The sequence below is a fragment of the Streptomyces adustus genome (assembly GCF_009377175.1).
Lineage (GTDB): Bacteria > Actinomycetota > Actinomycetes > Streptomycetales > Streptomycetaceae > Streptomyces > Streptomyces adustus.
Map to the genome: position 1 here is coordinate 52,682 of NZ_VJZD01000022.1, position 11,480 is coordinate 64,161.

Sequence of the window (11,480 nt, forward strand, 5' to 3'; positions counted from 1 at the left end):
CATCACAGGCTCGCGATACCCCGCTGCGCCGCCGCTCGCTGTCGGCGCTCTGTGGTCCAGTAGAGGAGAGCCATGAAGGGGAGGGCCGCGCCGAGGGCGGTCAGGGCGATCCAGCCTCCGGAGTGATAGACGACGGAGCCGAGTTGCGAGCCGACCGCGCCGCCGACGAAGAAGATGGCGATGAAGGCGCTGTTGAGGCGGGCGCGGGCAGCCGGGTCGAGCTGGTAGACGGTGTGCTGGCTCAGGATGAGGGTGGTCTGCACGGCCGTGTCGATGAGGATCGCGGCCAGGGCGATCAGTACGACGCTGTGTCCGCCGAACCCGGCGAGCACGAAGGCCAGGGCGGCGACCACGAAGGCGATGCCGGTCATGGGGCGTACGAGTCCCCGGTCGGCCCAGTGCCCGGCGAACGGGGCGACGGCCGCTCCGGCCGCGCCGACGAGGGCGAACACGCCGACCCCGACCGGGGAGTAGTGGAAGCGGGGACCGGTCAGGACGAAGGAGACCGTGGTCCAGAACGCACTGAAGGCGCCGAACATCGCCGCTTGGTAGAGGCCACGGCGTAGGAGTACCGGGTGCGTGCGCACCAGCCGGACGGTGGAGCGCAGCACGTGGTGGTACGGGATGGTGGTGGTCGGCGCGTGCCGGGGCAGGGCCGCGCGCAGGGCCATGGCGAGCACGGCCATCAGGGCGGCGGAGCCGAGGAAGACGACACGCCAGCCCGCGAGGTCCGAGACCAGACTGCTCAGCGTGCGGGAGAGCAGGATGCCGGTGAGCAGGCCGCTCATCACCCGGCCGACGACGCGGCCGCGGGCGTGGTCGGGAGCGAGGCTGGCGGCGAAGGGCACCAGGATCTGGGCGACGACCGAGGTGGCGCCGCTCACCAGCGAGGCGATCAGCAGCATGGGGAAGCTGGTGGCGAGTCCCGCCGCCACGAGGGCGAGCGTAGTGACCGTCAGCAGGACAGTGATGAGGTTGCGCTTCTCCAGCCGGTCGCCGAGGGGGACCAGGAAGAGCATGCCGATCACGTAGCCGACCTGGGTCAGCGTGATCAGTGTGCCGGCGGTGGCCGTGCTGGTGTGGAAGACACCGCTCAGCGAGGACAGCAGTGGCTGGGCGTAGTAGAGGTTGGCGACGGTCATGCCGGAGGCGACGGCCAGGAGCGCGACCAGCCAACCCGGCACGCCGTGAGGGGCCGCTGGGGCTGCCGACCGGCGCAAGTTCTGGAGCTCGGATGCGGCGGACATGTGCACCTTCTTGACGGGGCAAGCCGGAAGACCGGCGTGGGTGGAAGTGCTGCGGGTGGCCGGCAGCTTCCTCGATGCCGTCACACAGGCAGAAGCGTCGTTCTGCCCCCAGTGATTCCTCATCCGAGGCGATGGTTCGGGATGTCAGTCATCTCAATCAGAGATAAGCCCCGCAGAGTCGTACCGCTGGTGGCTCACGGCCCGCCCGCGGCGGCCGAAGCGCAGGGCGTGAACCGGATGACTTGCACGGCACTGCGAGGTCGAGGTCGGCCGGTCAGTGCGCCGGCGCGGTCTTCAGCCACCGCAGGGCCTCGGGGGTCACGGCGTCGGCTGTGTCGGCGAATTCGTCGTGCTTCTTGAGGAACTTCGCCACGTAGGGGCAGACCGCAACGATGCGTTTCCCGGAGGCACGTACGTCGGTCAGCGCCTGCTGGACGAGGAACGAGGCCGGGCCTTGCCCGGCGATGGCGTCATCGATTTCGGTGTGGTGGAAAACGCGCTGGTCACCATGGTCGCGGTATGCGGTAGGACCGGCGGTCCTGCCGTCGATGAGGATTTCGTAGCGGTGCTTGGTATCGACTTGCCGGACCGTCGGAGCGGCGGCGGGCTGTGTCGTCGTGAGCCTTTCAGTGGCGCGCCGGGTTCTTGCACGGCGCGATGGTGGCGTTCGGAAGGGCGGGCGCGGGAAGGCGATCGCCGTCGTAACCGTCGACGCTGCCGAAGCGGTCGGATGCGTTCTCCCAGGCTTGCCTGGCTTCGACGATGTCTTCGTGGGTGCGTCCGCTGAAGTTCCACCACATGACGATCGGTTCTTCGAACGGCGTCCCGCCGAGCAGAACTGCCCGAGCGGGAGCGTCCGTCTCTTTCGTCAGAGTCAGCGTGTCGTTCCCCGTGCCGAGACAGCCCAACTCCGCCGCGCGCAGGAGGGTTCTGGTCATGCGGACCTCCCCTTGGTCGACGAGCAGGCCGTGCTCGAAGCCGGCATCAACGGGGAGTGTGGTCGTGGAGCGCGGGTCGAGGACGAGTTCGGCTCCGAGCAAGGGCGTGAAGGTGTGTACGGGGGGTGAAGGGGTGCACAGGGGAGGTGTCACCGGCGAGGGATCCCAGGAAGACCCTGATTTCCGCACCGCCCATCCGGACCGGGTTCGGTACGTGGTGCCGGAAGTCGCGGTCGGTGTGCCGGTGCTCTTCGGGCAGAGCCACCCACAACTGGACGCCATGCAGGATCGTCGTGCTGACGGTGGAGACTTCCGAGTGGCTGATGCCGTACCCACCCGTCATCGGATTCAGCTCACCGGGCCGTACGAACGCGTGGCTGCCCAGGCTGTCGCGGTGCTCGAGCTCCCCGCTGAACAGCCAGCGCACGGTCTGCAGGCCGGTGTGGGGATGGGGAGCGACGTCCATGCCGCCCGTGCGGGCGACGTCGTCCGGGCCGTAGTGGTCGATGAAGCACCAGGCACCGATCAGCGTGCGAGCCCGCTGCGGCAGCGCGGACCGGCGCTCGCGGCGTCCGAGCCGGCGATCGACCGCAGGCGTGGACAGCACCTTAGGGACCGCCGGCGGAGGCGTCTTGTCTGCCGGCGCATCACCAGTGGTCCGTCCGCGCCCGCGAGAGGCGCAGGCGACGGGCGCCTTCGAAGAGCTTGGCGTGCAGCGTGTCGAGACAGTTTTACGTCCGGGCGCTGCCAGGCAATGAGCGGTGCGCTCGTGGGCAACAGGGGGCGGAACGTTCGCCCTAGCGTGCTGACATCCCGTGCGGCGAATGTCGCGCGCCAGTCACTCCGAGCGAAGGAACTAGACCTTGCCTTACATCACTGTTGGTCAGGAGAACTCCACCACCATCGATCTCTACTACGAGGACCACGGCACCGGGCAGCCGGTCGTCCTCATCCACGGATTCCCGCTCGACGGCCACTCCTGGGAGCGGCAGAGTGCCGTGCTGCTGGACGCGGGCTACCGCGTGATCACCTATGACCGCCGAGGCTTCGGGCAGTCGAGCCAGCCGACGACCGGCTACGACTACGACACCTTCGCGGCGGACCTGAACACGGTCATGGAGACCCTCGACCTGCGGGACGCCGTCCTGGTCGGCTTCTCGATGGGCACCGGCGAGGTCGCCCGCTACGTGTCCGCCTACGGCACCGCCCGTGTCTCCAAGGTCGCCTTCCTGGCCTCGCTGGAGCCCTACCTGCTCAAGACGGACGACAACCCCGACGGGGTCGCTCCCAAGGAGTTCTTCGACGGCGTCGTCGCGGCCGTCAAGGCGGACCGCTACGCGTACTACACGGACTTCTACAAGGACTTCTACAACCTCGACGAGAACCTCGGTACCAGGATCAGCGAGGAGGCCGTACGCAACAGCTGGAACGTCGCGGCTGGTGGTGGCTTCTTCGCCGCGGCTGCCGCGCCGTCGACGTGGTACACCGACTTCCGGGCCGACATCCCGGCCATCGACGTACCGGCCCTGATCCTGCACGGCACGGGCGACCGGATCCTCCCCGTCGAGGGGACCGCGCGCCCCTTCCACAAGGTGCTGCCGTCCGCCGACTACGTGGAGATCGAGGGCGCCCCGCACGGGCTGCTGTGGACTCATGCGGAAGAGGTCAACTCCGCGCTCCTCGCCTTCCTGGGGAAGTGACCCGGCCGCAGGCCCGCGCGACGGGCCTGCGGACCGAGGCTGCCGTCGTGATCGCCGGGGACGGGGATCACGACGGCGCCGGCGTGATCGGAGACGTTCCCGCGGCCACCAGTGCATGCCGAGCTGGTCGAGTTCGGCGCAGCGAAGTGGTTCATCCGTTGCCTGGGCTGCTGGCCGTGTGCCCAAGGTGTTGGTTCAGTGTCCGCCCGGGTTCTCCACGCACGGACCGGCCGGGGCTGGTTCGGCATAGATGCCGTACACCTCGGTCACTACGTCCTGCGGGGTGATCACGGCGGAGACGCAGGCGTGACCGTTGTAGAAGGAGAGCGACACCCGCTTGTATTGGGGAGCCTCGGAGAAGACCGCGAGCCCGTTGTCTGCGCCGCAGTCCCACCTGGCCAGGACGGCCCGTACGTCCTTCTCGGTGAACTGCCGGTCTTTGCGCATCGCTTCCAGGGCCGGGCGGATCAGGCGCACGCTGGCCTCCCCGGCCGCCCGGTTCTCCGGGGCGAGTTCCGCGGACATGCGGTACGCGTGGTTCTCGTCGAAGTGCGGGTTCTCCGCAGCCGTGCCGCCGTCTGGAGCAGGTGCCGCGGCTTTCGGTGACGACGACGGGGGCGCGCTGTCGACCGCCCCTTTGGCGCATTCGGGCCAGGGCGTGAACGACCGCAGGGGAGTGGTGCTGGCCGCCGCCACGGGTTGGGCCCGCGCTCCGCAGGCCGTCAGGGCCCAGGCCGCCACGAGCACGGTCGGGGCGAGCGCGAAGATCGAGAGAGTGCGGCGATTTGGCATGCTCGCATCATCTCCTATCTGTCCGGCAGCGTGCCCGCTCACCCGTAACCGTGCATGTCGGCACGGCGGGCCGTCCGCAAGGTTGCCGTGCCCATGCCCGTGTGGAACGAGGGTCCGGTCGCGACGACGCGCTCGCCGGTCGTGCGGTACCTGCACTGGGGCGAGCGGGTGAGGTCGTACATCGTCGCCGTCGGCCGGAGTTCCTGGCCGCATTACGGCAAGTGCGGCGGCCAAAGCCTGTGGCGGGTCGTATCCGTAGGTCAGGTGCTGTCCGGGTGCCTGCGCCGGGCGTGGGCAGACCAGCGGATCCGGTGCACCGCGCCCACTCCGCTCTATTACGTCCTGACGACTCTATTACGTCCTGACGACCTCAAAGTCCTCACTCCAGCGGAAGTCGTGGACTGCCCAGCCCACGTCCTGCGTCAACGAGACGGCACCCACCACCTCGTCAGCAGCCGCGACGCCCATGCCTTCGACGACGCCTCCGGGTAGCGAACAGTTGGTGCCGTGGCGTCCCGGTACGACGAGCGATCCTGCGTCTGCCTGGGCATTGCTGCGGCCGCAGCCGTCGTCAACTGGCTCCGCATCTGAATGCGTTCACCAGGCAGGGGGCCGGGACTGGTCGCCGCCCTCGATCTCCTCCGGCCATTCGATGGGACCGCAGTCCGTCCGGCTAAGGATTCCGGGATCGGGAGGGTATTCCTCGTTGTGCGGTCCGTTCCAGTAGGCCCGCCGGGTTCGCGGAAGCGGGATTTCCACCAGCGTGCCGTCGTGGATCATCCACAGACCGAAGCAGTTGTCCTCCTCGTCGTGGATCAGCACCTGCACTGTCTCTGGCCGGGGCCACGGCAAGGACTCCAGATGCTTCAGCAGCCCGGACCGTGAGTGCATCCGTACGAACTCCGCACCCCAGCCAAACCCCCAGTTCCCACCAGGTCTCATCTCGTAGAAGGTGCCCCGCCAGGTGCGTGTGTCGTCCGGGCGAGTCAGCGGCTCCATGACTGCGTCCGCGTCCTGCGCCAGCACGATGACTTCAGCGATTCTGCTCATGCCGCGATTCCAGCGCTAACCAATCCCTCATCGCAACCAATTTCAGCCACTGGTCAGCCTCCGGAGCAGAACAGGGCCTACGTTGAGTTCCGGCCTCTGACAGGGAGCGCGCTGACGGCTCCTATAGGGAGTTGCGCAAGGCTCTGAGCTGGGTATCTCCCTTGTACGGCTGGGGTGTTAAGGGCTGATCGGGTGTGGGTGGAGACGTTCACCGGGTTGCGGGTGACGCTTCGCACACTGCTCACCGTGGTGCGGGAACCCGGTGGCGACGGCACATTGCGGGGCCGTCCGCGTTCGCTGCGGTTGACCGAGCGGGCACGGCGTCCTTGGCGAACCTCCGGCGGGGCTGCAGGGCCAGCTTCGGCCCGAGGTCACGGATCACACCAGTCACGGCCTGAGCTTTCCAGGTCGTGACTGGTGCGATCGGGCGCTGCTTCCTGCAGATCTACTCTTCGTCCCTCGATGGTTCCGTTGGAGGGTTCAGAGCGGTGGCGACTCGGGCCAGACGCGCGGCGGGCCAGGCGAAGCGGTTGGCGGGGTTACGGAAAGAGTAGTCGCCGTCATTGATCAGGTAGCCGCCCTCGGCCTTGGTCCAGTGCGCGGGACCGCACGGCCCCTGATCCTCCAGGAGTGCCGCGGCGAGTCGCTCGGGCGCCTCGACCCGGGTGCACGCGCGCAACGCTGCCGTCAGGCGCTCAACGGCGCTATCCGGCACTGCATCATCGCTAAACGCGGGTAGCAGGAGCAACAGTCGGGCGTGAGCATCGGTGGTGCTGCCGCCGGGCAGACGATTGTCCGCCGCGGCGGTCAGCTCGGCCCAGGACAGGCCGGGTCCCATGAAGTGCCCTTCGTCTTGCGCGAGGTGCTCGGCCTCGTTCCAGTCCGGGTGGTGCAGCAGGTAGTCGATGCCCTCGTCCTCCTCGAAGGCGCGATACACCACGTACAGGCGATGATCACCGGCGAGCGGCACCGTGAAGACGGGCCAGGTGTCGCCTCCCAGCAGCCGAGACTGCAGGGCTCCGACCTCCTGCTCGTCCGTACCGCCTACGAGTTCCTCGGCCTCTTCACTCTCGGAGTAGTAGTTGTGCAGGTGGCCCAGCCAGAACAGGTGCTCGTCGAGGAGTCCGGGCTGGTGCTGAAAGAGGCCGCCGTCATAGCCCGGGATCCGGGCCGGGGGTGCCTGCGGGCTGTTCGTCACGAGGCCATCATGTCCCCGGCCGCCTCAAGAGTGACCGCCGGGACCGATGCAGGACAGCCCTTAGGGTCCAGGTCGTCGCAGGAAAGTAGCACTCTCCAGGTGAAGAAGAGTATCGGGTCCAACCCGCGTGTCCGTACTGAAAGCGGTGGTCGCGGGGTGGTTTCCCATGCCGGTGGCGTGCTGCTGGTGGAAATGGCACGTAAAATCGGTATGGATCAGGCGATATCGGCGGCCCTGGAGCCGTGGCGCAAGCCACGAGCGTTCGTGATCCGGGCAAGATCCTGCTGGACGTGGCGCTCGCGGTCGCGCTGGGCGGGGACTGCCTGGCAGACGTGGGCATGCTGCGGGCCGAACCGGCGGTGTTCGGACCGGTGGCTTCCGACCCCACGGTCTCCCGGCTGATCGACACGCTGGCAGCGGGCGGAAAGCGTGCGCTGACCGCACTGCGGCAGGCCAGCGCTCAAGTCCGCCAACATGTATGGAAGCTGGCCGGTGAGGCGGCGCCGGACGTGGCCAGGCAGGTGATCGTGGACCTGGACAGGGTGCTCGTGATCGCGCATTCCGAGAAACAGGATGCGGCCGCGACCTCGAAGAAGTCTTTTGGGCACCACCCGCTGATGGGGTTCGTCGACCACGGCCGGGGCGGGTCCGGGGAACCGGTGGCCGGGCTCCTGCGGCCCGGGAACGCGGGCAGCAACACCGCCGCGGACCACACCGAAGCCGCCCGGCTCGCACTGGCTCAGCTGCCGAAGAAGTACCGGCGCGGACGCCGGACGCTTATCCGCACCGACTCGGCCGGGGGCACCCACGAGTTCGTGGGCTGGCTTGCCGCCCGCGGCCGGTGGCTGTCCTACTCGATCGGAATGACCATCGCCGACGCCACCCACGCCGCTGTCCTGAAGGTCTCGGCAACAGCCTGGACGCCGGCCGTGGAACCCGACGGCGAGATTCGCCACGGCGACTGGGCGGCCGAACTCGACGGAGACTGCCTCAAGGGCGGGCCAGGCGGAATGCGGCTGATCGTGCGCAAGGAACGGCCGCACCCTGGCGCTCAGTTGCGCTTCACCGACGCCGACGGCATGCGCCTGACCTGCTTCGCCACCAACACCAAGAACACCGCGATCGCCGAGCTGGAGCTACGGCACCGCCAGCGGGCCCGCGCCGAGGACCGTATCCGCGCCGCCCGCGCCACCGGCCTGCGCAACCTCCCGCTCCACGACACCGCGCAGAACCAGATCCGGCTGGAGATCGTCCAGATCGCCCTGGACCTCCTGGCCTGGATGCCCCTGCTCGCCCTCACCGGCCCCGCCCGCCTGTGGGAGCCCCGCCGCCTGCGCCTGCGACGCGAGGGCGATCAACTACTCCAGTTGGGCCCCTTTTTCTTCGCCCGTACGCTCGCTGCGTCGACGGTGGCCGTTCCCGTGCGGGATGGTCCGGTGGTCGCCGTGCGGCAGGTATCGGTGCCGTCCCACCGGGTGGTGTAGCCGATCAAGTCGCCGGAATCCGAAGGTCGGCGGTGGTGGCTCCGCGCAACCGGGCCCTCAACTCGCCCAACAGGGCGCCTTGTAGACCACTGGCTCAGCGAAGATCACCTGGAGCCTGGTACCGGAACGCGCAACGCTTGATCCCCTACACCACGACGCGGGACGCCATCCAGGTATCAGACCGTGTTTGAGATCTGGGTGAGTGCTGTCTTGTGACGGGCACCGGTCCTGTAGCCTCCGGCGGTGGATACCGTGCTCGACATGATCGTTTCCTTCGCGGCTACCGGTAAGACTTTAGGGCTTTGGCGCGATATGTCGGGCGGGGAAGCCGATCGTCTGCTGGGCGGTGAGACCGGGCTGCTCTCACCCGGAGAGCAAACGGCCGAGGGCCCGACGGGCTTCAAGGACGGGAGTCTTGAAGTGTGGGTCTCCTCCGAGGGTCGGGTGGAGCTCGTCGGATTCGATGCGGATACGGATGGAAGGTTCCGCGTTCCAGCCTTCGGCCGCGCTACGACCGGCCGGCCCTCCGGCCCCTTCCCCTGGGAGATGGTCACCGCCCGTCTCGAAGCGCGCGGATGCACCTGGATGTTCGAGAGCATATTGACGTTCGATGACCAACGTTCCATCCGTACGAAGGCCGGGGTAAGCCTTGGATTCCACGCTCCGGAGTCCTCCCTCGACGCGCCGGGGCAGGCCTGGCTGCTGGCATCCGCCTATAGGTCATTCCCAGAACCCTTGGCCTGGACCGATTCAGGAGACGCGTCGTAGCGGCTTCGGCCCTGGTCGGGTGGCGGGACGGCCCCGGGTGAGGCGGCGGACCATGATGCCGATCATCGCCCAGCGAATCATGCTTTCCGAATGGGCGGGGCTTGTCTCGTAGTCCCGGGCGAGGCGGCGATGAGCGGTGAGCCACGAGTACGTTCGCTCGACCGCCCACCGCTTGGGCTGGACCTGGAAGCCTCGCTGTCCGGGGTTCTTGCGGACGATTTCCAGCTCGCGGCCGAGGATCTTGGCGGTCCAGTCGACCAGGCGGCCGGCGAGGCCCTGGTCCGCCCAGATCTTGCGGACGCTCGGGTGGTCGAGTCGGGTCCACAGCAGCGGGTGCCTGGCGCCGTCACGGTCCTGCACGCTCGCCGCGACGACATGGACGGCCAGGAGCAGTCCGATGGTGTCGGTGACGATGACCCGCTTGCGGCCCTTGACCTTCTTGCCGGCGTCGAAACCCCTGGTGGCGGACGAGACTGTGTCGGCGGTGCGGACGGACTGCGAGTCCATCAGCCCGGCGCTCGGCTTCGGCTTGCGTCCGTCGGCTTCTCGTACCCGGCCACGCAGAGCGTCGTGGACCCGCTCGACGGTGCCGTCGTCATGCCACCAGGTGAAGTACCAGTACACCGTCGGCCAGGGCGGGAAATCCTTGGGCAACTGCCGCCAGGCAGACCCGGTCCGGACCACGTAGTAGGACTCCGTTAGGTCTTTCTATCGGTGCTGATCAAGAGCATGTTGGGTGTGTGGACGCACATGAAGTGAACCGTGTCCGGGCGGTGTTGGCGTTATACGTCGCTGATGTGTTCGCGTCGGTGCCGCGGAAGGACCAGCGGGCCAAGGGCGACTGTTATCTGCGGGGACTGATGCTGGACGGTCGCCGCAAGTCGATCCAGGCAATGGCCGCACGACTGCCGGACGGCAACGAGCAGAACCTGCAGCAGTTCGTGAACCAGTCGACCTGGGATCCTGTGCCGGTCCAGCGGCGGATCTGCGAGCGGATGCTGCCGTTGATCAACCCGGTGGCCTGGGTGATCGACGATGTGTCGGTGCCCAAGGACGGGAGGATGTCGGTCGCGGTGGCGCCGCAGTACTGCGGGGCTCTGGGCAAACGGGCCAACTGCCAGGTCGCGGTGAGCATCCACGCCGCGACCGATACCGCTTCCTGCCCGTTGCAGTGGCGCCTGTTCCTGCCAAAGGAGTGGGCCTCGGACACCGACCGTCGGGCCCTCACCCGCATCCCGCCCGAGGCCACACACCGCGAGAAGTGGCGCCTGGCCCTGGACATGCTCGACACCCTCGCCTCCTGGGGCATGACACCGCCGGCCGTGGTCGCCGACGCCGCCTACGGCACCAACGCCCACCTGCGGACCGCGCTGTCCGAGCGAGGACTTGCCTACGTCCTCGCCGTCCGCTCGGATGTCAGTGCCCACTCCTTCGACGCCAAGCCCGTGACCCCGGCCCGCGACGGGCCCGTCGGCTGCTGGCCCCAGCCGCGTTACCGGCAGACCGCACCCTCGCTGGCAGCCCTGGCCGCCGGCCTCGGACAAGAGGCATTCACCCCTCTCGCCTGGCGGAACGGCTCGCGCGGGGCGTTACGCTCCCGCTTCGCCGCCGTGCGCGTCCGCCCGGCCGGCAAGGCCGTCGAGCGTCCCATCAAGGCTGCCGCCTCCGCCGGACAGGGCTGGTGGGACGGGGTCCTGCCCGACTGCTGGCTGCTGATCGAATGGCCCGCCAGCGCCGACGCACCCACCGACTACTGGCTGTCCAACCTGCCGGCCGACACCCCCATAGCCGAGCTGGTCCGTCTGGCCAAGGTCCGCTGGCGCATCGAGCACGATTACCGCGAACTCAAACACGGCCTGGGCCTGGACCACTTCGAGGGCCGGTCCTGGCCAGGCTGGCACCACCACGTCACCCTCGTGACCGCCGCCCACGCCTTCCTCACCGAACAGCGCCTGGCCCCAAAAGCGCCCGCACCGGTCTCACCCTCTACCAAGTCCTCGACGCCCTCCAGGACGTCTTGAGGTGCTGGACCGGTGTCTGCACCACCTGCCACCAAACCCTGCCAGCCAGAGCACACACGACACCAAGATCGAGATAGACCTAACGGAGTCCTAGTAGGGCTTGGTCAGATTCACTCGTGGTTGGAGTGTCTGCTGGTGGGTTGGTGTCGTTGGGATGGTGTGACACCTGAGGAGATGGCCGGGGTCCGTGAGGACTTGGAGGCGTTCGCGGCGGATCTGTTCGACGGGTTCTTCCGTGCGGATCAGCGGCGGTGGGGGCAGGCGTATGTGCGGGGGCTGTTG

Annotated in this window: 9 protein-coding genes and 4 pseudogenes; 6 read left to right on the forward strand and 7 right to left on the reverse strand. The window is 68.1% G+C overall.

Translation table 11 applies throughout. From position 1 onward, the window contains the following. Positions 1-2: 2 nt before the first annotated feature. From FNH09_RS08185 to FNH09_RS08195, 3 genes and pseudogenes are all read right to left on the reverse strand, one after another. Complete coding sequence (locus FNH09_RS08185; RefSeq protein ID WP_338017509.1) at positions 3-1,184, reverse strand: MFS transporter; 1,182 nt, start codon at positions 1,182-1,184, stop codon at positions 3-5. 337 nt (positions 1,185-1,521) lie between these two features. Next, positions 1,522-1,803: a GNAT family N-acetyltransferase gene (locus FNH09_RS08190; protein ID WP_338017510.1), complete on the reverse strand. Its 282-nt coding sequence runs from the start codon at positions 1,801-1,803 to the stop codon at positions 1,522-1,524. 70 nt (positions 1,804-1,873) lie between these two features. Then, positions 1,874-2,792 (reverse strand): annotated as a pseudogene (locus FNH09_RS08195) (pirin family protein). 256 nt (positions 2,793-3,048) lie between these two features. Here FNH09_RS08195 and FNH09_RS08200 point away from each other — a divergent pair. Beyond that, entirely contained in the window at positions 3,049-3,885 is an 837-nt protein-coding gene (locus FNH09_RS08200) for an alpha/beta fold hydrolase (RefSeq protein ID WP_152886081.1), read from the forward strand. Positions 3,886-4,080: 195 nt separating this feature from the next. Here the strand turns inward: FNH09_RS08200 and FNH09_RS08205 are convergent, their stop codons facing one another. Then, positions 4,081-4,677 carry a hypothetical protein gene (locus tag FNH09_RS08205; protein WP_152886082.1) on the reverse strand — a complete coding sequence of 199 codons (597 nt, stop codon included), beginning with the start codon at positions 4,675-4,677 and terminating at the stop codon, positions 4,081-4,083. 93 nt (positions 4,678-4,770) lie between these two features. Here FNH09_RS08205 and FNH09_RS08210 point away from each other — a divergent pair, with 93 nt between their 5' ends. After that, positions 4,771-5,169: a hypothetical protein gene (locus FNH09_RS08210; protein ID WP_152886083.1), complete on the forward strand. Its 399-nt coding sequence runs from the start codon at positions 4,771-4,773 to the stop codon at positions 5,167-5,169. A gap of 105 nt (positions 5,170-5,274) precedes the next feature. Here FNH09_RS08210 and FNH09_RS08215 read toward each other — a convergent pair whose 3' ends face one another. After that, complete coding sequence (locus tag FNH09_RS08215; RefSeq protein ID WP_152886084.1) at positions 5,275-5,727, reverse strand: hypothetical protein; 453 nt, start codon at positions 5,725-5,727, stop codon at positions 5,275-5,277. 174 nt (positions 5,728-5,901) lie between these two features. On the opposite strand from FNH09_RS08215, the pseudogene FNH09_RS50090 reads away from it, so the two are divergent. Beyond that, positions 5,902-6,042, forward strand: a pseudogene (locus tag FNH09_RS50090) (IS5/IS1182 family transposase); the annotation flags it as partial. A gap of 130 nt (positions 6,043-6,172) precedes the next feature. Here the strand turns inward: FNH09_RS50090 and FNH09_RS08220 are convergent. Beyond that, positions 6,173-6,925 (reverse strand): hypothetical protein, encoded by a 753-nt coding sequence (locus FNH09_RS08220; protein WP_162468255.1) that lies wholly within the window; start codon positions 6,923-6,925, stop codon positions 6,173-6,175. A gap of 99 nt (positions 6,926-7,024) precedes the next feature. On the opposite strand from FNH09_RS08220, the pseudogene FNH09_RS08225 reads away from it, so the two are divergent. Together FNH09_RS08225 and FNH09_RS08230 are read left to right on the forward strand one after the other, a co-directional pair. Further along, positions 7,025-8,268 (forward strand): annotated as a pseudogene (locus FNH09_RS08225) (IS1380 family transposase); the annotation flags it as partial. A gap of 384 nt (positions 8,269-8,652) precedes the next feature. After that, positions 8,653-9,177, forward strand: coding sequence for a hypothetical protein (locus FNH09_RS08230; RefSeq protein WP_152886085.1), 525 nt, complete (start codon positions 8,653-8,655; stop codon positions 9,175-9,177). Here FNH09_RS08230 and FNH09_RS08235 read toward each other — a convergent pair. Next, a pseudogene (locus tag FNH09_RS08235) lies at positions 9,160-9,864 on the reverse strand (IS5 family transposase); the annotation flags it as partial. The gene FNH09_RS08230 and the pseudogene FNH09_RS08235 sit on opposite strands and share 18 nt — an antisense overlap. A gap of 53 nt (positions 9,865-9,917) precedes the next feature. Here FNH09_RS08235 and FNH09_RS08240 point away from each other — a divergent pair. Next, positions 9,918-11,198, forward strand: coding sequence for an IS701 family transposase (locus FNH09_RS08240; RefSeq protein WP_162468256.1), 1,281 nt, complete (start codon positions 9,918-9,920; stop codon positions 11,196-11,198). The last annotated feature ends 282 nt before the right edge of the window (positions 11,199-11,480 follow it).

Bases quoted from the DNA above. Each gene is read 5' to 3' on its own strand.
- FNH09_RS08205 (WP_152886082.1), bottom strand. From the start codon at position 4,677: ATGCCAAATCGCCGCACTCTCTCGATCTTCGCGCTCGCCCCGACCGTG.
- FNH09_RS08210 (WP_152886083.1), top strand. From the start codon at position 4,771: ATGCCCGTGTGGAACGAGGGTCCGGTCGCGACGACGCGCTCGCCGGTC.
- FNH09_RS08215 (WP_152886084.1), bottom strand. From the start codon at position 5,727: ATGAGCAGAATCGCTGAAGTCATCGTGCTGGCGCAGGACGCGGACGCA.